The sequence below is a fragment of the uncultured Pseudophaeobacter sp. genome (assembly GCA_905479575.1).
Classification (GTDB): domain Bacteria; phylum Pseudomonadota; class Alphaproteobacteria; order Rhodobacterales; family Rhodobacteraceae; genus Pseudophaeobacter.
Genome location: CAJQNB010000034.1, coordinates 1 through 21,833, shown reverse-complemented (window position 1 = coordinate 21,833; position 21,833 = coordinate 1). Strand labels below are relative to the sequence as shown.

21 protein-coding genes are annotated in these 21,833 nt (G+C 57.8%); 11 read left to right on the top strand and 10 right to left on the bottom strand.

The annotated features are described in order from the left end of the window. The first annotated feature begins 122 nt into the window (after nucleotides 1–122). Entirely contained in the window at nucleotides 123–2,519 is a 2,397-nt protein-coding gene (gene pheT, locus QZ268_RS10885; RefSeq protein WP_295452228.1) for a phenylalanine--tRNA ligase subunit beta, read from the top strand. A gap of 56 nt (nucleotides 2,520–2,575) precedes the next feature. On the opposite strand, the gene QZ268_RS10880 is transcribed toward pheT, so the two are convergent. Then, the gene (locus QZ268_RS10880; RefSeq protein ID WP_295452226.1) at nucleotides 2,576–3,454 is read right to left on the bottom strand and encodes a LysR family transcriptional regulator; all 879 of its coding nucleotides are present in this window, start codon (nucleotides 3,452–3,454) and stop codon (nucleotides 2,576–2,578) included. Between the two features lie 87 nt (nucleotides 3,455–3,541). Here QZ268_RS10880 and QZ268_RS10875 point away from each other — a divergent pair, with 87 nt between their 5' ends. The 4 genes from QZ268_RS10875 (at nucleotide 3,542) to QZ268_RS10860 (ending at nucleotide 5,798) form a co-directional block, all read left to right on the top strand. After that, entirely contained in the window at nucleotides 3,542–4,180 is a 639-nt protein-coding gene (locus QZ268_RS10875) for a class I SAM-dependent methyltransferase (RefSeq protein WP_295452223.1), read from the top strand. A gap of 69 nt (nucleotides 4,181–4,249) precedes the next feature. Continuing rightward, nucleotides 4,250–4,699, top strand: a complete 450-nt coding sequence (locus QZ268_RS10870) for a YtoQ family protein (RefSeq protein ID WP_295452221.1) — start codon at nucleotides 4,250–4,252, stop codon at nucleotides 4,697–4,699. Beyond that, on the top strand, nucleotides 4,696–5,229 hold the full coding sequence (locus tag QZ268_RS10865; protein WP_295452218.1) for a GNAT family N-acetyltransferase: 534 nt from the start codon (nucleotides 4,696–4,698) through the stop codon (nucleotides 5,227–5,229). The genes QZ268_RS10870 and QZ268_RS10865 overlap by 4 nt, the downstream gene beginning before the upstream one ends. A 116-nt stretch (nucleotides 5,230–5,345) precedes the next feature. Beyond that, nucleotides 5,346–5,798, top strand: coding sequence for a hypothetical protein (locus QZ268_RS10860; RefSeq protein ID WP_295452216.1), 453 nt, complete (start codon nucleotides 5,346–5,348; stop codon nucleotides 5,796–5,798). Nucleotides 5,799–5,874: 76 nt separating this feature from the next. Here the strand turns inward: QZ268_RS10860 and QZ268_RS10855 are convergent, their stop codons facing one another. After that, nucleotides 5,875–6,681 carry a mechanosensitive ion channel domain-containing protein gene (locus tag QZ268_RS10855; protein WP_295452213.1) on the bottom strand — a complete coding sequence of 269 codons (807 nt, stop codon included), beginning with the start codon at nucleotides 6,679–6,681 and terminating at the stop codon, nucleotides 5,875–5,877. A gap of 227 nt (nucleotides 6,682–6,908) precedes the next feature. Continuing rightward, nucleotides 6,909–8,027, bottom strand: a complete 1,119-nt coding sequence (gene ald, locus QZ268_RS10850) for an alanine dehydrogenase (protein ID WP_295452210.1) — start codon at nucleotides 8,025–8,027, stop codon at nucleotides 6,909–6,911. Between the two features lie 136 nt (nucleotides 8,028–8,163). Between ald and QZ268_RS10845 the strand changes: the two genes are divergently transcribed. The 3 genes from QZ268_RS10845 to ppk2 all read left to right on the top strand — a co-directional run bounded on the left by QZ268_RS10845 (nucleotide 8,164) and on the right by ppk2 (nucleotide 11,508). Next, entirely contained in the window at nucleotides 8,164–8,622 is a 459-nt protein-coding gene (locus QZ268_RS10845; RefSeq protein WP_295452208.1) for an Lrp/AsnC family transcriptional regulator, read from the top strand. Between the two features lie 120 nt (nucleotides 8,623–8,742). Further along, complete coding sequence (locus QZ268_RS10840) at nucleotides 8,743–10,332, top strand: GMC family oxidoreductase N-terminal domain-containing protein (protein ID WP_295452205.1); 1,590 nt, start codon at nucleotides 8,743–8,745, stop codon at nucleotides 10,330–10,332. 258 nt (nucleotides 10,333–10,590) lie between these two features. After that, nucleotides 10,591–11,508, top strand: a complete 918-nt coding sequence (gene ppk2 / locus QZ268_RS10835) for a polyphosphate kinase 2 (RefSeq protein WP_295452202.1) — start codon at nucleotides 10,591–10,593, stop codon at nucleotides 11,506–11,508. 112 nt (nucleotides 11,509–11,620) lie between these two features. Here the strand turns inward: ppk2 and QZ268_RS10830 are convergent, their stop codons facing one another. Further along, the gene (locus QZ268_RS10830) at nucleotides 11,621–12,133 is read right to left on the bottom strand and encodes a MarR family transcriptional regulator (protein ID WP_295452200.1); all 513 of its coding nucleotides are present in this window, start codon (nucleotides 12,131–12,133) and stop codon (nucleotides 11,621–11,623) included. Between the two features lie 80 nt (nucleotides 12,134–12,213). Here QZ268_RS10830 and QZ268_RS10825 point away from each other — a divergent pair, with 80 nt between their 5' ends. After that, nucleotides 12,214–13,386 carry a cytochrome P450 gene (locus QZ268_RS10825; RefSeq protein ID WP_295452197.1) on the top strand — a complete coding sequence of 391 codons (1,173 nt, stop codon included), beginning with the start codon at nucleotides 12,214–12,216 and terminating at the stop codon, nucleotides 13,384–13,386. Between the two features lie 529 nt (nucleotides 13,387–13,915). Here QZ268_RS10825 and rpsU read toward each other — a convergent pair. Beyond that, nucleotides 13,916–14,122, bottom strand: coding sequence for a 30S ribosomal protein S21 (gene rpsU, locus QZ268_RS10820; protein WP_008207378.1), 207 nt, complete (start codon nucleotides 14,120–14,122; stop codon nucleotides 13,916–13,918). Between the two features lie 110 nt (nucleotides 14,123–14,232). Between rpsU and QZ268_RS10815 the strand changes: the two genes are divergently transcribed. Further along, nucleotides 14,233–14,934, top strand: a complete 702-nt coding sequence (locus QZ268_RS10815) for a COQ9 family protein (RefSeq protein ID WP_295452193.1) — start codon at nucleotides 14,233–14,235, stop codon at nucleotides 14,932–14,934. Nucleotides 14,935–15,098: 164 nt separating this feature from the next. Continuing rightward, nucleotides 15,099–16,082, top strand: a complete 984-nt coding sequence (locus QZ268_RS10810) for an NAD(P)H-quinone oxidoreductase (RefSeq protein ID WP_295452190.1) — start codon at nucleotides 15,099–15,101, stop codon at nucleotides 16,080–16,082. A 10-nt stretch (nucleotides 16,083–16,092) separates the two neighbouring features. Here the strand turns inward: QZ268_RS10810 and QZ268_RS10805 are convergent, their stop codons facing one another. From QZ268_RS10805 to QZ268_RS10785, 5 genes are all read right to left on the bottom strand, one after another. Then, entirely contained in the window at nucleotides 16,093–18,060 is a 1,968-nt protein-coding gene (locus QZ268_RS10805) for a multiheme c-type cytochrome (protein WP_365321997.1), read from the bottom strand. Between the two features lie 166 nt (nucleotides 18,061–18,226). After that, entirely contained in the window at nucleotides 18,227–19,807 is a 1,581-nt protein-coding gene (locus QZ268_RS10800) for an arylsulfatase (RefSeq protein WP_295452188.1), read from the bottom strand. Between the two features lie 310 nt (nucleotides 19,808–20,117). Then, nucleotides 20,118–20,624 (bottom strand): hypothetical protein, encoded by a 507-nt coding sequence (locus QZ268_RS10795; protein ID WP_295452185.1) that lies wholly within the window; start codon nucleotides 20,622–20,624, stop codon nucleotides 20,118–20,120. A 434-nt stretch (nucleotides 20,625–21,058) separates the two neighbouring features. Next, nucleotides 21,059–21,508: a YtoQ family protein gene (locus QZ268_RS10790; RefSeq protein WP_295452182.1), complete on the bottom strand. Its 450-nt coding sequence runs from the start codon at nucleotides 21,506–21,508 to the stop codon at nucleotides 21,059–21,061. Nucleotides 21,509–21,596: 88 nt separating this feature from the next. Then, a partial coding sequence (locus QZ268_RS10785) for a hypothetical protein (RefSeq protein WP_295452180.1) occupies nucleotides 21,597–21,833 on the bottom strand: 237 nt, incomplete at its 5' end.

Below are 21,833 nucleotides of genomic sequence, written 5' to 3'. Positions count from 1 at the left end.
CGCATTTACGTCGCAGTCTCAGCCCAGCGTGCCAGGTAGGGTCAGCAAGACTTGCGCCGGGCGGCAATCTTTGTCATTGCCTATGGCTGTATACGCATGGCTTGCCATAGGACCCTTGACCGATGAAATTCACTCTTTCCTGGCTGAAAGATCACCTCGACACTGACGCATCAGTGGATGAGATCGCTGAAACCCTGACTGACCTTGGCCTTGAGGTCGAAGAAATCAGCAATCCCGGCGATCGGCTCAAGGATTTTACCCTGGGCTATGTGAAACACGCCGAAAAGCACCGGGATGCGGATAAGCTGCGGGTCTGCAAAGTGGACACGGATGAGGGCGAGATGCAGATCATCTGTGGCGCCCCCAACGCCCGCGAAGGCATCACCGTGGTGGTCTGTAAGCCGGGCATGTATATTCCCGGCCTCGACATCACCATTGGCGTCGGCAAAATCCGCGGTGTCGAAAGCTTTGGCATGATGGCCTCTGAGCGCGAGCTGGAGCTGTCGGATGAACATGACGGCATTATCGAGCTGCCCTCGGGCGAAGTGGGGGATCGCTTTGTTGACTGGTTGGCGGAAAACCAGCCCGCCAAGGTGGATCCGGTGATCGAGATTGCCATCACTCCAAACCGCCCCGATGCGCTGGGCATTCACGGCATTGCCCGTGATCTGGCGGCCCGTGGCCTTGGTACGTTGAAAACCTCAGACTTTGCCCCCGTAGCCGGCAGCTTTGCCTGCCCGATCAAGGTGAGTATTGATGAGGATACCCAGGATGGTTGCCCGCTGTTCACCGGTCGCCTGATCAAAGGCGTCAAGAACGGCCCCAGCCCCCAGTGGCTGCAGGATCGGCTGACCGCGATTGGTCTGCGCCCGATCTCGACGCTGGTCGATATCACCAACTTCTTCACCTATGACCAGAACCGCCCGCTGCATGTCTTTGACGCGGCCAAGGTCGCTGGCAATCTGCGGGTGCATCGCGCCGCAGGCGGCGAGACCCTGAAGGCGCTGGATGAGAAAGAATATACCTTTGCGCCCGGGCAGATGGTGATCTCGGATGACAACGGCGCCGAAAGCATTGCCGGCATCATGGGCGGCGAAGACACCGGCTGTACGGATGAGACCGTGGATGTGTTCCTCGAGAGCGCCTTTTGGGATCACGTGCAGATCGCCCTTGCCGGTCGCGCGCTCAAGATCAACTCGGATGCGCGCTACCGCTTTGAACGCGGCGTCGATCCTGAGTTCACCATCCAGGGCCTGCACCTGGCGACCCAGATGATTCTGGAGCTTTGCGGTGGCGAGGCCTCGGAGGTGGTGATTGCAGGCGATGTGCCCGATCACTCCCGCGCCTATAGGCTGGATGCGGAACGGGTGCAGTCGCTGGTGGGCATGGATATCCCCGAAAGCGATCAGCGCCAGACCCTGACCCGCCTTGGTTTCCGCCTAGAAGGCAATATGGCCCATGTGCCCAGCTGGCGCCCTGATGTGCAGGGCGAGGCGGACCTGGTGGAAGAGGTTGCGCGCATTGCCTCGCTGACCAAATTGCAGGGCAAGCCGCTGGCACGGATGACTGATGGAATCCCCAAGGCCGTGATGACCCCGCAGCAGCGCCGCCAGCAGATGGCGCGGCGCACCGCCGCCAGCCTCGGCTATAACGAGGTGGTAAGCTACACCTTTATCGATCAGGCTTCGGCGGCCCTGTTTGGCGGCGGCGATGACGCCACTATGCTGGCCAACCCGATCTCGTCGGAAATGTCCCATATGCGCCCTGCCTTGCTGCCGGGCCTGTTGCAGGCGGCAGCGCGCAATCAGGCGCGTGGCTTCATGGATCTGGCGCTGTTTGAGGTTGGTCCGGCCTTTCACGGCGGCGAGCCGGGCGAGCAGCACAATCTGATTTCGGGCATTCTGGTGGGCAACACCGGCCCCAAGGATGTGCATGGCGCGGCGCGCGGCGTTGATACCTTTGACGCCAAGGCCGATATCGAAGCCATCCTGGCCGCCATCGGTGCCCCTGCCAAGGTGCAGATCCTGCGCGGCGCACAGGACTGGTGGCATCCCGGCCGTCACGGCAAGATCTGCCTTGGTCCCAAAAAGGTGCTGGGCATCTTTGGTGAGCTGCACCCCAAGGTGATCAATGCCATGGGGATCAAAGGCCCGGTTGTCGCCTTCAGCATCTGGCCGGATGAAGTACCGCTGCCGCGCAAAAGTGGCGCCACCCGGGCTGCTCTGGGACAAAGCGATCTGCAGGCGGTCGAGCGTGATTTTGCCTTTGTGGTCGATGCTGAGGTCGAAGCGCTGACGCTGGTCAATGCCGCTTCTGGTGCCGACAAGGTGCTGATCACCGATGTGCGTATCTTTGACGAATTCATTGGTGGGTCGCTGGGCGAGGGCAAAAAGAGCCTGGCCCTGACGGTGCGCCTGCAACCCAGTGACAAGACGCTGAAGGAAAAGGACATCGAGGCAGTGAGCGAGAAGATCATTGCCAAGGTGACCAAGGCCACAGGCGGCACCCTGCGGGGCTAGTGCCGGTCTGGCGCTATTAGATCCAACGCAGTAAAACGCGCCTTTCGGGGCGCGTTTTATTTTGCTGCAAAGAACTCGGCCAGCAGATCATAGACCAGACGAATGCGTCGGCTGCTGTGTAGCTCACGGTGGGTTGTCAGCCAGACGGGAAAGCGGATGGGGGGCTGATCGGTCAACAGCCGTTCGACGCCGCTGGAGTGTTCGACAACATCATCTGCCATTGCGCCAATGCCAAAGCCCTGCCGGACCAGCTCCCAGGCCGCGAGCCCGCTGTTGGACCCGATACGAAAATTATCTGGTGTCAGGTGGACGCCAAGCGGTGCAAGAAATTCGATAGAACGCTGGATATCTCCAAAGTTTACAAATTCATGGGAAGACAGCGCGGCCAGTGAGCCGGGCTGACCCCGGCGAGCCAGGTAACTGGGCGCGGCGTAGAAATGCGCCGTGGCCTCTTGCACCAGACGGGTGATTAGCTCTGGTTGGTCAGGGCGCACATGGCGAATGGCAATATCAGCCTCACGCCGCATCAAATCGCGGATGTCATTTGCGGCCACAATATCGATGGACAGACGTGGGGCCTGTTGGCGCAGTATCTGCAACACAGGAGGCAGCACAAAGGCTGACATCATGTCGCTGGCGGTGATGCGGATTGTGCCTTCGATGGACTGCGCCTGGGCACTGGCGGCAAGGCAGAGCCCATCGGCACCCTCTAACATCTTGCGCCCATGCGGCAAAAGTTCCCGCCCGGCATCCGTTAGGGCAAGTCTGCGCCCAAGGCGCTCAAACAGCATGACGCCCAGACTTTCTTCCAGTGCCGAGACCTGCCGGGACAGGGTTGGCTGGGTCAGGTTTAGTTGGCGCGCTGCTGCTGACAGCGTGCCAGCGTCGGCAGTCGCGAGAAAGGCGCGAATATGGGTCCAGTCAGGTTTGTTCATGCAAATATGTATAAGTTATCCCCGAATTTTAGCAATTTATATGTTTTTTCTGTATGGATAAGCTGGGCGTAAATCAGGAGAGACTGGATGAAAACCGACGCACCGTTCTGGGACAAAATTGCCCCCAAATATGCTCAAAATCCTATTCGCGATGTGGCGGCCTATCGTCAGGCGTTGGCGCGTACCTGTAGCTACCTCAAACCTGATGATCGGGTTTTAGAATTGGGCTGCGGTACGGGCTCGACAGCAATTGAGCTGGCGAGCCAAGTGGCAGAGATCACCGTTTCAGATCTGTCACAGGGCATGCTTGCCATTGCACGGGAGCGGGCCGCCACCGCCGGGGTGGGCAACATGCAGTTTCATCAGGGCAGCGTGGCGCAGGCCCCAGAGGGCACATATGATGTGGTCTTGGCGCATAACCTTTTACACCTGCTGCCCGATTTGCAGGCCGCATTGGCGCTGGTCTCTGCGCGCCTGCCAAAGGGCGCTTTGTTCATATCCAAGACACCCTGCCTAAGGGAATCGCGGAGCAGTGCCAAATATTGGTCATTCAAGGTCATGATCCCGGTGATGCGTCTTCTTGGCAAAGCGCCAACCAGCCCGGTGCATTTTTTCGATATACCCTCGCTTGAAGCAGCGATTGAGGCCGCCGGTTTTGAGCTGGTTGAAACCGCAAATTACCCGGTTTCGACGCTGGGGCGCTATATCGTGGCCCGCCGTCTGTGATTTGTGCTCTGGTGCGGCTGGGCGATCCGACATAGGTCTGGGGCAAACCAACTGGAGCAGGAGCGCAACATGACACTCAACGTTTATCTTTCTGGCGAAATCCACACCGATTGGCGCGAGCAGATCACCGAAGGTGCCAAGGGGCTGGATGTGAGCTTTCAAAGCCCGGTGACAGACCATGCCGCCAGCGATGATTGTGGCGTGGCGATTCTGGGGGCTGAGGACAACAAATTCTGGCACGATCACAAGGGCGCCAAGCTCAACGCCATTCGCACCCGCAAGGGGCTGGAGGATGCGGATGTGGTGGTGGTGCGCTTTGGCGAGAAATACAAACAGTGGAACGCCGCCTTTGATGCGGGTTATGCGGCGGCGCTGGGGAAATCCATCATCGTGCTGAGCCAGCCTGAGCATCAGCACGCCCTGAAAGAGGTCCATGCCGCAGCCCTGGCGGTGACGGATGAGCCACGCCAGGTGGTAGAGATCCTGACCTATGTGTTGCAGGGCACGCTGCCCAAATGAGCGCACCAACCTTGTGGACCGAGCGGCTGATCCTGCGCCCACATGGGGTGCAGGATTTTGACGATGTGGCGGCGCTCTGGACCGACCCGGTCGTGGTGAAATACATCGGCAGCACGCCCAACAGCCCTGAACAGTCCTGGGCGCGACTGCTGCGCTACATGGGCCATTGGCAGGCTTTGGGCTATGGCTATTGGGTGGTTTGCGATCGTGACAGCGGCGCGTTCCTAGGGGAGGTTGGCTTTGCCAATTATCGCCGCGCGGTGGCGCCACCGCTGCCGGATGTCCCCGAGGCGGGCTGGGTTCTGGCGACACAGGCCCATGGGCGCGGAATTGCCAGCGAAGCGGTGGCCTGCATCCACAACTGGGCCGACCAGACGCAGGACTGGGCACAGACGGTGGCAATTTTTGCACCTGAACATGCGGCTTCGCAGCAGGTTGCGGCAAAGCAAGGGTATCAAACCTCCGGAGAGGCCACATATTTTGGCGACAGGATCCTGATCATGTCCCGTCAAAAACCTGCGGCTCTTTAAGGCGTTTGGCCTCGGCAAAAACCACTCGTTAACGGGCGTTGTCTAGACTGTGGCGCAGCACATTCTTATCCCACCACTTGGTGAGCCCCGCTCTGAGGCTCCAACGGACGATACCTATGCAGAACCGACGACGCGCGCCGAAAGAGATTACAGCCACAAGTGAAGACCAGGGCCTGTTCAAAAAGGACCTGGGTCAGTTTCGGGTTGCTTTGGTGCCGCACATCAAACGCAGCAGTCGCGGCGACCTTGTGGTGCGTGGCTACCTCGACAACACCAGAGAGGTCTTTGTGATCTTTGCGGGGCGCCGTGCCAAAGAGGCCCTGCCAATCGAGAGCCGGGTGAAAGCCATGTTTGTCCAGGCCAGCCAAGCAGCTGCAAAAGCAGGCCGCAAGCCACCAGAGGTCAATGCAATCCGGCTGCCGATACATGTCGAAGGCTCTTGGCGGTCGCGGTTTCAGCGGGATGTTTCCGGCTGGGACCACAGAAGCTTCCAGCTGCTGGCCTCTCGTTGGGCCTTTTCAGATGCTGACGGCATGACAAATCTGGGTGGTCGCCCTCCGTTTTCGTAAAAACACCCCGCCAAAGGCGGGGTGCTGGTCCCAACGGGAAGAGGGTTTTTCAAAATCCCGATGACGGGCGGGAGAATTAGGAGTCGCGTTTGATTTCCACAGTGTGGGGATAGGGGATCGAGATACCCTTGGTGTCAAAGGCTTCTTTCACCGCCTGGGTCATGGCAAATTTCACTTCCCAGTAATCGGCTGCATCCACCCAGACGCGGGTGGTCAGATCAACCGAGCTATCGCCCAGATTGGTCACCCGCACCCATGGCTCGGGGTCCTGTTTGATACGGCTGTCTGCGGCGGCCTGTTGCAGAATGATCGCTTTGGCCGCATCGGCGCTGTCGCCGTAGTCGATGCCAAAGACCATATCAACCCGGCGGGTTGCGTGGTGCGAGAAATTGGTGATCACCGCGCCCCAGGCCTGGCCATTGGGAATAATGATCTGCACATTGTCCGGTGTCGCCAGCTCTGTCACAAACAGGTTGAGATCTTTTACCGTGCCTGCGGTGCCGCCAATATCGACGTATTGGCCAATCTTGTAGGGGCGAAACAACACCAGCATGAAACCGGCGGCCAGATCGCTCAGCGTGCCCTGCAGCGCCAGACCAATCGCCAGAGTGGCCGCGCCCATCATTGCCACCAGGCTGGTGGCTTCGATGCCAAAGATGCCCAGTACGGCAATCATCACCACGGCAATCAGTACCCAACGCACCATGCTGGCAACAAAATTGCCCAGGGTGGCGTCGATTTCTGGGGTGGCATTGATGCGTTTGCGCAGGGCGCTGCTCACCATTCCGGCAGCGATCCAACCAATGATGAGAACAGCCAGGGCCTTGCCGCCATTCAGCACCATGGGCCAGTAGGCAAAGCCCTTTTCAATCATGTCGTCCATATCAGTCTCACTCTTCCGGTTATGTGGTTTTGCGGATGAAGCACAGGTGGGCGGATCCAGACAAGGGGAGATCCATAAGAAAAGGCCCCCAAAGTGATCTGGGGGCCTGCGTCTGTAAATTATGCCTATGATCCGCGCCCGGCAACAGTATCTGCGTGTTACCGTCTGAGCACAAAACGGCCCGCCGGTTGGTGGAAACTGGCGGGCCATCAGTTTGGCGGGGAGCTTTAGGATTTGAGCGCCAGGGTCGGCGAGATCACATCCAGCCCCAGGGCCTTACCAACGGCATAGTAGGTCAGCTTGCCGGCATGGACATTGAGACCGTTCAACAGATGCGGGTCATCCTCGCAGGCTTGACGCCAGCCTTTATCTGCCAGGCTCAGCATGAAGGGCAGGGTCGCATTGCCAAGCGCCTGGGTCGAGGTGCGGGCAACCGCGCCGGGCATATTGGCGACACAGTAGTGCATGATGCCATCGACCTCATAAATCGGATCTGCATGGGTGGTGGCGCGGGAGGTCTCAAAACAGCCGCCTTGGTCGATGGCCACATCCACCAAGGCCGCGCCGGGCTTCATATCGCTGAGCATGGCGCGCGATACCAGCTTGGGGGCTTCGGCGCCCGGGATCAGCACAGCGCCAATAACCATGTCGGCCTCGCGGACCAGCTCGGCGGTGGCACCGGCGGTAGCATACTGGTTTTTGAAGTCGCGGCCAAAGACATCATCAAGATTTTTCAGCCGGGGCAGAGAGCGGTCCAGAATGGTGACATCCGCGCCCATGCCAGCAGCGATCTTGGCCGCGTGGGTGCCGACAACGCCGCCGCCAATGACCACTACCCTGGCCGGGGCCACGCCGGGCACGCCGCCCATCAGAATGCCGCGACCGCCGTTGGCCTTTTGCAGCGTCCAGGCGCCGACCTGCGGCGCCAGGCGGCCCGCGACTTCGGACATGGGCGCCAGCAGGGGCAGGCCGCCGGAGGCGTCGGTGACGGTTTCATAGGCGATGGCGGTGCAGCCGCTTGCCAGCAGGTCCTGGGTTTGCGCTGGATCGGGGGCCAGGTGCAGATAGGTGAACAGCAGTTGACCTTCGCGAAGCATCTTGCGCTCAACCGCTTGTGGCTCTTTTACCTTCACGATCATGTCGGCATTGGCAAAGATTTCTTCGGCGGTGTCGAGGATTATAGCCCCGGCGGCGATGTAATCCTCATCGGTAAAGCCGGCACCCAGACCGGCACCCTTTTGAATAAGGGCCTGATGGCCATGATTGACCGCTTCGCGGGCCGCGTCAGGCGTCATGCCAACCCGGAATTCCTGTGGCTTGATCTCTGTGGGGCAGCCGATTTTCATTATCTATCCTCCGTTTCCTTAGCGTCAGTCTGACGCAGGTCTGGCAACAGATGCTGCTTTTTTGGGCGGAATAAAAACATGACATTCGAAGAATCTTCACCTAAACGGGCGGAACCTAGCAAGGATCTTTGAAGAAATGTCTCTTGATAACACGGATCGTCGGATTCTACAGGTTCTGCAACGGCAGGGGCGGATCTCCAATGCCGAGCTGAGCGAGCGGGTCAACCTGTCGGCCTCCGCCTGCCATCGGCGGGTGCAGCGGCTGGAAAGCGATGCCTATATCAAAAGCTACGTTGCCCTGCTGGATGCTCGCAAGATGGCGGTGCCTACCACGGTTTTTGTCGAGATTACATTACAAAGCCAGGCGGATGAGCTGCTGGATGCATTTGAACGGGCGGTGGCGCGTATTCCGGACGTGCTGGAGTGCCATCTGATGGCCGGAACCGCAGACTACCTGCTTAAGGTTGTTGCCGAAAATACCGATGATTTTGCCCGCATCCACCGCCAGCACCTGACCCGGCTGCCGGGGGTGGCGCAGATGCAGTCGAGCTTTGCCCTGCGGACCGTGTTCAAAACCACCGCGCTGCCGGTCTAGGGGCAGCGGACAAGGCTCTAATGGCCAGGGCTTTGATGACAGTGGATTTTGCAGATTTCCCACTGTCGCGCTGGGGGCATCTGTGGTCTGTTGCGGAAAAACTGAGGCAGGAGACGGGCGATGGAGTGGGACTATATCGTGGTGGGCGCGGGCAGCGCTGGCTGTGTTGTCGCCAAGCGGCTGAGCGAAGCTGGCCATAAGGTTCTGCTGCTGGAGGCGGGCGGCAAAGACAATTATCACTGGGTCCATATCCCCATGGGCTATCTCTATTGTATCGACAATCCCCGCACCGATTGGATGTATCGCACCGCTGCCGAGGCAGGGCTGAATGGGCGCAGCCTGCTGTATCCCCGTGGCAAGGTTCTGGGGGGATGTTCGTCGATCAACGGCATGCTTTATCTGCGCGGGCAGGCGGCGGATTATGACGGCTGGCGCCAGCGTGGGCTGGCGGGCTGGGGCTGGGACGATGTGCTGCCCTATTTCAAAAAGTCCGAAGACTATGTGGACGGCGCGTCTGAAATGCATGGCGCTGGCGGCGAATGGCGGGTGGAAAACCAGCGGCTGCACTGGGATGTCCTGGACGACTGGATGCAGGCCGCCGCCAGCTGGGGCCTGCCCAAAGTCACCGATTTCAACACCGGCAATAACGAAGGCGTCGGCTATTTCCGGGTCAATCAGAGCGGCGGCTGGCGGATGAACACCGCCAAGGCCTTTTTGCGCACGGTCACTGGCAGCACCCTGAAGGTTGAGACCAAGGCCCATACCCGTCGCATCCTGATCGAGGATGGCCGCGCGGTTGGCGTGGAATATGACAAGGGCGGCAGCACTCATCAGGTGCGGGCGCGTGCTGAGGTGGTGTTGTCTGCCGGGGCGGTGAACTCGCCGCAGATCCTGCAACTGTCCGGGCTGGGGCCGGGGGAGCTGTTGCAGCGCCACGGCATTGCGGTGCAGCGGGATATGCCAGCGGTGGGCGCCAACCTGCAGGACCATTTGCAACTGCGCTGTGCCTGGCGGCTGGAGCGGGGAAAGACCCTGAACACTCTGGCGAACTCAACACTGGGCAAGGCCAAGATTGGCTTGGAATATGCGCTGAAGCGCTCGGGGCCGATGTCGATGGCGCCCAGTCAGCTGGGGGCGTTTTCGCGCTCGCGTCCTGATCTGGCAACTCCGGATCTGGAATATCACGTGCAGCCCCTGACACTGGAGGCCTTTGGCCAGCCGCTGCATGATTTCCCCGGGCTGACCGCCAGTGTCTGCAACCTGCGGCCTGAAAGCCGGGGCACGGTTCAGATCACGTCGGACGATCCCCATCAGGCGCCTGAGATTGCGCCAAATTACCTGTCCACCGAGGGCGATCGTCAGGTGGCGGTGGCGGCAATCCGTCAGGCGCGCCAGATTATGGCGCAGCCGGCCATGCAGGGCTATGGCCCGCAGGAGATGAAGCCCGGAGGGGCTTCGGATGCGGTGGAGGATCTGGTAAAGGCCGCCGGGGAAATTGGCACCACGATTTTTCACCCCACCTGCACCGTGCATATGGGGGCAGAGGACACGGCGCCGCTGGATGCAGAGCTGCGCCTGCGAGGGGTCACAGGGCTGCGGGTGGCGGATGCCAGCGCCATGCCCACCATTCCCAGCGGCAATACCAATGCCCCCAGTATCATGATCGGCGAAAAGGCTGCGGATCTGATCCTTGCGGCTGCGCGCGGATAGCGCTGCTGATCCTTTGAGCAGAGAGGCGATGCAGTGGTGCCGGGATGTCGCAACCGCAGAAATTACGGTTGCACCCCAGGGGGAAACGCGGTTCCATTGACCCATGGCAGAGTGCCGTGACGGGTCCCGATTTGACTGACCAGACGCGGCTTTGCTCAACAGTCGCGATCCCGCAGTTTTTTTGCGCGTGACATCAAAGGATCACACTGGCTTGGTAGTGGGATCGACAAAAGACAACACAATATAAGGAATACGCCTGTGACCAGCGATATCGACTCCGACTCCTATGATTGGCTTGAGGCTGAGCTGCAGGACACTTTGGACGAGGATATCGAAATTGAATTTGCCGAACCGATGTTGTCCATGGAGCTGCGCAAGATCTACCGCGAACAGCACCCGGAGATGTTGGATCGCAAAGTCTATTTCCGCAACCTGCTGCGGCTTCAGGCAGAGCTGATCAAGTTGCAGGATTGGGTGGTGGAGACTGGTGCCAAGGTGCTGGTGATCATGGAAGGGCGCGACAGTGCCGGCAAGGGCGGGGTGATCAAGCGGATCACCCAGCGGCTCAATCCGCGGGTGGCGCGGGTAGTGGCGCTGCCGGCCCCCAGCCGACGGGAGCAAAGCCAATGGTATTTCCAGCGCTATGTGCCACATCTGCCTGCGGGCGGTGAGATCGTGTTGTTTGACCGCTCCTGGTACAACCGCGCCGGAGTGGAACGGGTGATGGGCTTTGCCGACGACGACCAGGTGGAAACCTTCTTTCGAGATGTGCCGGAATTTGAACGTATGTTGGTGCGTTCAAACACCATCGTGTTGAAATACTGGTTCTCGATCACCGATGAAGAGCAGCAGCTGCGGTTCATGATGCGCATTCACGACCCGATGAAACAGTGGAAACTGTCTCCGATGGATCTGGAAAGCCGCATCCGCTGGGAACAGTATACCACCTCCAAAGAAGAGATGTTTGAGCGCACCAACATCCCCGAGGCGCCTTGGTATATCGTTGAAGGCAACGACAAAAAGCGCGAACGCCTGAACTGCATCGAGCATCTTTTGAGCAAGATCCCCTATAAAGAGGTGAGCAGCGAAAAAGTGTCTTTGCCGGATCGGGAGTATAATCCTGATTATGAACGCCGGGTGCTGCCGGATGAGCTGTATGTGCCAAAAATCTACTAAGGTCTAAGGTCATAAAGGCAAAGGGGGGGCTCCCGCCAGCTTAGCGACCTTCTGACGAAGGCCCCACACTGTTGGGCCTGGCGCTGTGCCTGAGGGCACAGCGCAGGGGCGCCTAAGGTGAGGTTTCGATATTGGCCAGAAACCGTTGCATGTAGGTGATAAACTGGGCGGTCTCTTCGGGGGTGAATCCTTTTAACAAATCCTGCTGACGTTCGAGCGCGCGGGGCAGGATTTTGCCGTGAAGATCCTGGCCTTTTGGGGTGAGGCTCCAGGACTTGCGCCGCTCATCTCCGCCCTGGGCCTCAGACTGTGCCAGCCCGGTGCTTTCGAGCCGCTGCAAAGACCGGCTGACGGCGGCCTTGTCGATGCCTGTAAGGCGGGCCGCCTGGGCGACAGAGCAGCCGGGGCTGCGGGTCAGCATCACCAGCATACGCCAGTCCATCACGCCGATGCCAAATTCGGCCTGATAGGCGCGGGTGGCTTCCCGGGTCAGCCGGTTGCCAGCAAAGGTCACCAGCACAACAGGGCTGTTGCGCAGGCTCAGCGTTGGCGCGGCTGGATCTTCCGCGCTGCCGGTGGCGGTGACCAGGAACATATCGTCAGGCAGGGATTGTCTCTCACTCATGACCCCATCTTAGAGCTCACGTGTTGACATGACAACTCATTCACCTTTCAGTGAAGACATGCACAACAAGGGGGGCGGAGATGGAGCGGGCTGAACGGTATGATATTGACCTTGATCGGTTTTGGAAGGACCCCTATCCCGACCTTGCCCAGATGCGAAAGCGGGCTGCGGTGGTCTATGTGCCGCAGCTGCAGGCCTATTTGATCACACGCCGCGACGACATTTTTCACCAAGAAAAGAAAGTGGCGGTTTTCTCCTCTGAGCAGCCGGATGGGTTGATGGTCCAGTTGATGGGTGAGAACATGATGCGCAAAGATGGCGACGCGCATATGCAAGAGCGCCGGGCGATTTTTCCCACGGTCTCTCCCAAAACGGTGCGTGATCACTGGTTGGTGCAGTTTCAGGCTCTGACGCAGGATGTACTTGAACAGCTGGTGCCCAAGGGCGGTTGTGATCTGGTGCGCGACTACGCCATGGTTGTCTCGGGTGAGGCGCTGAAGCGGATCACCGGGCTGACCAATTTGACAGCTTTTGAGATGGATCAGGTCAGTCAGCATATGATTGATGGCTGTGCCAATTATGCAGGCGATACCGATATTGAACGCCGCTGCCACGCCGCCACCGACAGGATTGATGCCTGCATCAGCGCCAGGCTGGCGCAACCTTTGGATCCCGAAGATCGCTCTCTTTTGGCGGTGCAGCAACGGGCAGGGCTCAAGGATGCGGCGATACGGGCCAATATCAAGCTTGCCATCTCTGGCGGTCAGAATGAACCACGCGATGCCATTGCCGGCACGGTCTGGGCCCTGTTGCGCCACCGCGACCAGCTGCAACAGGTTCTGTCGGGGCAGATTTCCTGGATGCAGGCCTTTGAGGAATACGCGCGATGGATCTCTCCCATTGGGATGTCGCCGCGCCGGGTGGCACAAGAATACCAACTGCAGGGGGCGACCCTGCTGCCAGAGGATCGGGTGTTTTTGATGTATGGCTCGGGCAATCGGGATGAACGCATCTTTGAACGGCCGGATGTCTTTGATCTGCACCGCGATTGCGCTGCCGCGATTTCTTTTGGGGCCGGGCCGCATTTCTGTGCCGGGGCCTGGCTGTCCAAGGCGCTCATCAGCCAAGTGGCGCTGCCGATGCTGTTCGAGGCGACGCAGGATCTGCGCCTTTCAGGAGATACCCAGTTCGGCGGCTGGGCCTTTCGAGGACCAATCTCAGTTCCGGTTACCTGGTCCGTCCCGCCAAACTGAGCGCCCAGCTGGTGAGCGGATCCGGGCAAGGGGGAGAGGTAAGCAATTTGAAACCCGGCAGTCGCGGGGAGCATACGGGCAAGGCCTGGGGAAAGAAGGAAAAGGTCCCGAGGTGACATATGCCTTGAGCGCAGGGGGGCAAGGCGCGCCTAATAACTAGGGGGTGCGCTATGTCACCTCGGGTAGAGCCGGGTGTTCCAAATCCGGCTGCAAGCACATGGGCGGGGAAACCCAGAGGTGTCGCCCAATGCATCCAGTATAGAACCTGTGTGAAAAAAATACACGCTTAAGTTTAGTTGTGGGGGGTTTTTTGCCTACAGGCTGAAAAGACAGGCCGTCACGACTTTGCTCAGCAAGCAAAGCGGGTGCCTCCATGGTGCTAAGCGGCCTGCGCGGAGGGGCGGTAGACGGGATAGCTGGCGGTCTGGATAAGGGGGCTAGAAATGACAAACCCCCGAGCCATGGCGCGGGGGTCATCAACTTTGTGTCCAGAAAAGAACTGGAAGCCAAAAAGGCCGATAGAAGGAGCTTAGAGCATACCTTCGCGCTGTGCTTTCTTACGCGCCAGTTTACGGGCACGGCGGATCGCTTCAGCTTTCTCGCGCGCTTTTTTCTCGGACGGCTTTTCGAAATGTTGCTTGAGCTTCATTTCGCGGAAGACGCCTTCACGCTGCAGCTTTTTCTTCAGAGCGCGGAGCGCCTGATCGACATTGTTGTCACGAACACTAACCTGCATGTGGTTTTCACCACCTTTCTAGTATGAGTTGCAATGATTTGCAGGAATTGGCCATATAGCAAAGCCCCGTTATGTTGTCTAGTATCAACAAGACACAGTAGGAGACAGCCATGTCCACCTCACCAAACGATGATCCAGTTGCCGTTTTGCTAAAGGCTGCGTTGACCCACGTCCCGTTTGATGGGTGGTCTGAGGCGACGTTTAGGGCCGCAATTTCGGACAGCGGCTTGGACGCAGCACTTGCCCGTACCGCCTGTCCTCGTGGTGCCGTTGATCTGGCGGTGGCCTTTCATTCTGCGGGCGACAAAGCCATGCTGGAGCGGATCAAGGCGACCGACATGAGTGCCCTGAAGTTTCGCGAAAAAATCGCCGCGGCCGTGCGATTCCGTCTCGAAGCAGTGGACGACAAAGAGGTTGTGCGCCGTGGCACTTCCTTGTTTGCTTTGCCACATCACGCCGCAGACGGGGCCAAGGCAATTTGGGGCACCTGTGACAAAATTTGGGACGCGTTGGGTGATACCTCGGACGATGTGAACTGGTACACAAAACGAGCGACCCTGAGCGCTGTCTACAGTTCGACAGTGCTGTATTGGCTTGGCGACGATTCGATCGACCATCAGGCCACATGGGCCTTCCTTGATCGCCGCATCGAGAACGTGATGCAGTTTGAGAAATTCAAGGCGCAGGTGAACGAAAACCCCTTTTTGAAACGTGCTCTGTCCGGGCCAATCTGGGCACTCGGCAAAGTCAAAGCCCCGTCAAAAACACCCTATGAGGACCTGCCGGGCCGCTGGAACAGACCTCATGATTGAACCCAGATCGGGGCGACCCTTGAAAGCACTCCTCTGAACAGCGCGGCCGATCTTCTTTTGCCGGCAGAGCGTCCGATTTGCAGGTTGACTTGCACGCGTGATCTGTAGTTTCGCGCAGGCCCGCAAACTGCTAAGCAAGGCGTAACAACGAGGAGCCTGCTCTGATGATCCGAACCATGCGCGCAATTGAGATCACCGAGCCCGGAGGGCCCAACGTTTTGCAGATGACCAGCCGACCGGTGCCTGCGCCGGGATATCAAGACGTGTTGATCCAAGTTGCTTATGCCGGGGTCAATCGCCCAGATGTACTGCAACGTGCGGGCGCATATGCCCCGCCCCCAACCGCCAGCGACCTGCCGGGCCTGGAGGCCTCAGGTGTTATCGCCGGCATCGGACCAGGCGTTTCGGGCTGGAACTTGGGCGACGAGGTCTGTGCCCTGCTTCCCGGTGGTGGATATGCCGAATACGTGACGACCCCTGCAGCGCATTGTTTGCCGATTCCCAAGGGCATGGACCTAAAGCAGGCAGCGTGCCTGCCTGAAACATATTTTACCGTTTTTTCCAATGTCTTCATTCGCGGCCAGCTTGTAGCAGGGGAACGGTTCCTGGTGCATGGCGGCTCGTCCGGCATCGGGACCACCGCGATTCAACTGGCCAATGCATTTGGCGCGCGAGTGTTTGCAACTGCCGGGTCCGCGACGAAATGTGAGGTCTGTCTTTCTTTGGGGGCCGAACAGGCCATCAATTATCGAGAAAGTGATTTTGTTGCGATACTGAAGGCCGAAGGCGGCGCCAATCTGATTCTGGACATGGTCGGCGGCGACTACCTCCCCCGGAATATCAGTGCCCTTGCAGATGACGGACGTCTGGTTCAGATCGCATTCCTGCAAGGCCCAGAAGTCAAACTGAACTTTGCCCAAATCATGATGCGGCGACTGACTGTCACCGGCAGCACTTTGCGCCCGCAAAGCTCTCTGGCCAAGGCCCGGATCGCATCAGATCTGCGAGAGGCGGTCTGGCCGTTGCTGGAAGCGGGGCAGATTGCGCCCGTCATCGACAGCGAGTTTGATCTGGCCGAGGCGATTGAGGCCCATGAGCGCATGGTAGGCGGCAGCCATATCGGGAAGATTGTGCTGGCGGTCGCATAACTGGGTGTTTTCAGGGTGATGAACTGTCGGGAACCGTACCAATTTCCTCGGCAAACTGCAGCAGATTCGGATCATTGGGGTTGATCTCAAGTGCGTCGGCCAGCACCGAGCGTGTTGCCTCCAGACCTTCAGTTGCGGCGGCGATACGCACAAGCATCACCCACGCATCAACGCGCTGAGGATCAAGACGAACGACTTCTCTGAAAGCAGTGGTTGCCGCCGGTGGGTTACGCATGGCCAGTGCGATACCGCCAAGTTGCAGATGAGTCTCAGGAAAATCAAACCGGTTGGCCAGTGACTGTCTCCACTCAGACGTCGCACCTTTAAGATTTGCCGCCATTCTCTTGGGCAGCCGCGCGATCGGCGCATCCACCAACTGGCGTGCTGCAACGATACGCACGGTTTTGATTGGGTCAGCAAGCAAATCAACCAACCGAAGAACCCTGTCCTGATCCGGCGCCAGCCGCTGCAGACCAATGGCCGCGGTTCGGATAACCGGATCCGGGTCTGACAGGAGCGGCACAAATCTTTCGGCAACCGCCGGATCGCCGGATTGCTCAAGCAGCCACAAGGCGGTGGCCCGGACGATTCCCGACTGGTCGGCATCTGCCGCCAGATCCGAGAGCGCCCCTGCCGCCGCGACCGGGTTGGCCCGACCTTTGGCGAGGGTCTGCCCATAATGCGGACCCCGGTTTTGCGAAGTCGGATACCAGTCAGCGATCTGGGCGGCGGCCCAGTCGGCAGATTGGTCCTGATGGCAACTTGTGCAGGCATCCGGGCTGCCGATCTCGGCTGCCAGATCGGGCCGCGGGATCCGGAAACTATGGTCGCGTCGCCCGTCCACACCCATGTAGAACTGCTCAATCATATGGCAGTTCTTGCACTGGGCCCCCTCAGAACCTTCCGCGTGAAAATGGTGCTCCGGGCTGTCATAAAGCGCTGGTTTCAGGGTGGTAAACTCTGCATTTCCCGCCTGAGAATGGCACTGTGTGCAGACCGCGTTACCTTCGGCTTTCAGGTCCGTCGAATGGGCGTTGTGGCAGTTCGTGCATCCGACACCTTTCGCATACATTTTTGACTGCAGGAACGATCCGTAAACATAAACCTCGTCGAGGATTTGCCCATCCGCATGGTAAAGCCCGGGTCGGAGCTGCGCCAGATTGTAGGCGTCATGATATGGCGTGCCGGGCAGCGGATTGCCTTGCCCCTGCGCCTCGCGCCGCGAATGACAACCGGCGCATTGCTGCATCGTGCTCTCGGCGCCATCAAAGGCCATCGTCAGACCAACTGCGTTGACCTGTCCATCCCATCCCGAAATGTCCTGATCTTTGGTCCATGCAAGGTGCGCCGCAGCTGGGCCGTGGCAGGATTCGCATCCCACACCCATTTCGGCTTGTGTGGAGGAATAAGTGTGGTTTTCAGGGTCATAGTTCTTTTCAAAACCAGTGGCGTGACACTCGGCGCAGCGCGCATTCCAAGTTTTGTAAGGGCCAGTCCAATGCAACCCGTCATCTGGTGGCAGATCCTGGTCCGGGTAGAGATGAAACCAGGTTTTCTGCTCTGTATCCCAAACCACATCAAAGCTCTGCAAACGGCCCGGTTCAGTTTCCAGAAGATACTGCTGCAACGGCTTGATGCCAGCGACAGAGTGCACCGGATAATCTGTGGTTGCGCCATCCTTCTCGGTCACCGTTGCAAAATGGCGACCGTCCTCGATGCGAAACTGGGCCAACATGCCATCATGACTGAATTCGGTTCCGTCGAAATCTGCGACAATGTTCTCGGCAGTCGGCGTCGTCCATGCAAGGGCATGGTCAGATCCGGTCCAGTTCTCGGTTGCGTCCGTGTGACAATCTGCGCAGGCCTGCGACCCGACATAAGCCGGGGTATTCTGTCCTTGGGCGAAAGTAGGGGCTGCGACAAAAACCATCGTAGACACGATGCGCCCTATGGCAAATGCCTGTGCAATAAAGGTCAAGATCAGGCCCTTCCAGCTAAATCTAACAATCAAATGCGCTCTCTGTGGATCGGTAGAGCGCTCGATGATCCCACACGACAACAAACCCAAACAGGGCAGTCAAAAGGAAGGCGGATTTCGCTATCAAAACCCGCCTTCCGTTGTTCATTTATGCCTGAATGGGCTTTTACTGGTTGCCCTGCGATCCAGTCATCACCGATTCCATCACCCGATCAAGATTGAAGCTCCCCGGCTTTTGGCGCGGCGGGAATTCGGCAAAGCTTTGTAGCCAGTTGGCAACATAGGCCCCTGCAGGGGCGAAAACGAACATGCGCTCGGCCCACCAACGTTGATATCCCATTGCATCTTCGGCCTCGGCACGCTCGAAAGGATCCATCCGCAAGTTCGTGATGGACGGAGCCCGCAAAACCTCGAACGGCGTGGTCCAGACTCTCATACCCTCTGCATTCTGACGCAGGAATGTGATCTTCCAATCGTTATAGCGCAAGGCTGCGACCGAACCGTCGTCAGTCCAGTAGAAGAAATCATTGCGCGGCCAATCGGCCTCGCCTTTCAACGCTGGTGCCAGATCATAGCCATCAAGATGCACTTTGTACTCACGACCAATTGCCTGAACGCCACCTTGCAAAAGCTGCTCTTTGATATCCGGCGCACCGGCGGCCGCTAGCAATGTCGGCAACATGTCTTCATGCGCGCCGATATCATTGATCACTGTTCCCGGTGCAATTGTGCCCGGCCAGCGGATCACCGTTGGAACGCGAAAACCACCCTCCCATTGGGTGTTCTTCTCGCCTTTGAACATCGTTGTGCCTCCGTCTGGCCATGTGAAGGTTTCGGCGCCGTTATCCGTGGAATACATCACGATTGTATTGTCGGCGATGCCAAGATCGTCAATCTTGTCGAGCAACTGCCCAACCATACCATCATGTTCAACCATGCCGTCAGCATAGACGCCCTGTCCGGTCACTCCGACGGATTCAGGCTTGAGATGCGTAAAAATGTGCATCCGTGTTGAGTTCCACCACAGAAAGAAAGGCTTTCCCTGTTCGTGGGCTCTGTCCATAAAATCGAGTGCGGCGGCCGTTACTTCCTCGTCCACCGTTTCCATGCGCTTTTTGCTGAGCGGTCCGGTATCTTCGATAGAGCCGTCAGCCGACGACTTGATCACGCCGCGCGGACCAAAGTTTGCACGAAATTCTTCGCTTTTGGGATAGTCGACGTTTTCAGGCTCTTCCTCGGCGTTGAGATGATAGAGATTGCCGTAAAATTCGTCGAACCCGTTATTCGTTGGCAGCATCTCGTCTCGATCGCCCAAGTGGTTCTTGCCGTACTGTGCAGTCATATACCCAAGCGGCTTGAGAAGGCCCGCAATTGTCGGGTCCTCGATTTTCATGCCTTCTGGCGCGCCCGGCAAGCCAACCTTAGTGAGGCCGGTGCGGATTGGAGACTGGCCGGTAATAAAGGCAGCGCGACCAGCGGTGCAACTTTGCTGGCCATACCAGTCCGTAAACAACGCACCTTCTGCCGCCAGTCGGTCGATGTTGGGCGTTCGATAACCCATCATGCCACGGTTGTATGCGCTAACGTTGAACTGGCCGATGTCATCACCCCAGATCACCAGAATATTTGGTTTGTCCGCGTCCTGTGCATTGGCTGATCCAGCAACCAGCGCCACAGCAGCGAAAAGCGCTCCAGCGAAGCGAAGTCGACTATTTCTCATAATGGTATTGTCATGGAATTGTTTCATAATATCTCCCTTTGCGCTCCGACTCTCGGAGGGTATATAATTGGTATTATTGAATAATAATAACCAGAAACAAAAGTGTAACTTATTTCGGTTTGGTCAACAAGCAGGCTTGGCCAAGCGCGTTCAACCCCGGCCTCGCAAGCCACATTCGAGGCTCGGACGAGGTCCGGTTAACATGATGGCCCACCCCAGCCCGATGTTGGCAGGCTATTCCGGGGTGCAGGAGTTTAGCGTCACAAAAAAAATGGGCCGATCAATTCACGGTGAATTGATCGGCCCAAATAACGTCTTAACCGACGAATATGCAGTTCTACAGCCCGCTATTACATTCACGTGCCATTTCGATGGCCTTTTTTGTACCGGCCAGATCCACGACGAAAGCGTATTCCTTTTCCGGAAACACAGTCATTGTGTATTTTTGAGCCACATCGTCAACAAATTGAGGGTCGTCCGACAAGACGTAACCACCGCTATATCCTTTGGTGATATTGCCGCGCATTCCGGTTGCCTCGCCAACATAAAGCTGGTCATCAAGAAGAATAGCAACAGCTTCTTTGTCGCCTTTCTTAACGTCGGTTTCCTGATTGGTGAACACACCAACATATGCGACGGCGCGATCGGTCGTCAGGCCCATCTGGACAACGTTGCCGACATCATCAGATTTTTCGATCAGGCAAGACATCTTTTCTTTGTCGATGAAGACATTCCAGCCTTCAACGTCGCCGAATTTTTCAAAAGTGTCAGCTCTCGCTTCGGTGGTCACAAGCGTACCTGCCGCGATGATCGCGGCGCCTGCAGTCAGCATGAGTTTGTGCATATGGATTTCCTCTACTTTATGCCAATGGACCCCCAATTTGGTGCGATCCATAATTTTTCAAGAATAAACTACTTTATCGGTCGTCGGCGAATGCAAAACAGTATCGCACAATTACCTTTGGCTTGAATATTCACACCCGAGCCAAAGTTCCAGCGCTTTTTTCGTTCAGAAGGGTGGCTGAATTGAACCGACGCTCCAAACAATTGCCCCGTGGCGCCGTCTGTCAAGAAATATGCTGATCAAACAGATCTGAATATCTCCCGTTCGGCAAGCTCGATTTTGCAATCCATCAGAACAACTTCTGATTGCACTTCATTGAGTGATCTCAGAATCTCAAGCCGCTGGAGCTTACTGGCGGCAGTCCAATGCACAAAAGAGCGTCTAAGGCCTGAAAGATACAGGAGGTCACAGTTGGCAGTGCAAGTTTCGCTCGTCTAGTCCGGCAACTGACCCGTCAGAACATACTGTAGTATCTGCACCACCTGCGCGGGATGTTCCGCCACCGCCAACGCTGCGGCGTCAACTTCCTTGAGCGGATGGGCATGATCCGGCCCATGCAAGATAATCAATGATTTACCCAGTGCTGCGGCGTATCCCGCATCAAACGCTGCATTCCATTGTTTATACTGGTCGCCAAAGCGCACTACCACAACATCTGCATCCTCAATTCCCTTACGGGTACGGATCGCATTCACCATCGCGCCTTTACGGTCATGCCAGTTTTTGTCGGGCTCTGCCCCTAGGATGGCAACACCGCAATCGTCGCTGGCCGCATGATCCGTGACAGGGGCGCCGAAGGACACATCCAAACCGGCGGCGCCGTCCGTGATCTGTTCACGCCAATCTGTATGAATTTCGCCCGATAAGTAGACCTTCAATGTCATAACCTGTCCCTTCGTTTATTCACAAAATACGCAGATCAAAGTACCGCAACGGCCACATGAGGTTAGGGCGTGGTCCGTCTCTAGTCAGCTATCCTCGTAATACGCCGCCGGTTGCTTTGCTTACTTTCTGGATGATCTTTGAGCTAACGGCTTCAATCTCTGCCTCTTTCAGCGTGGCTTTGACGGGTTGCAAACGCACTGTAATGGCAAGCGATTTCTTACCCTCTCCGAGCGATCCTCCGATGAATTCGTCAAAAACGCGTACGTTCTTGATCAGCGCCTTATCCGCACCTGCTGCTGCGTTGACCAGCGCCATTGCCTCGAC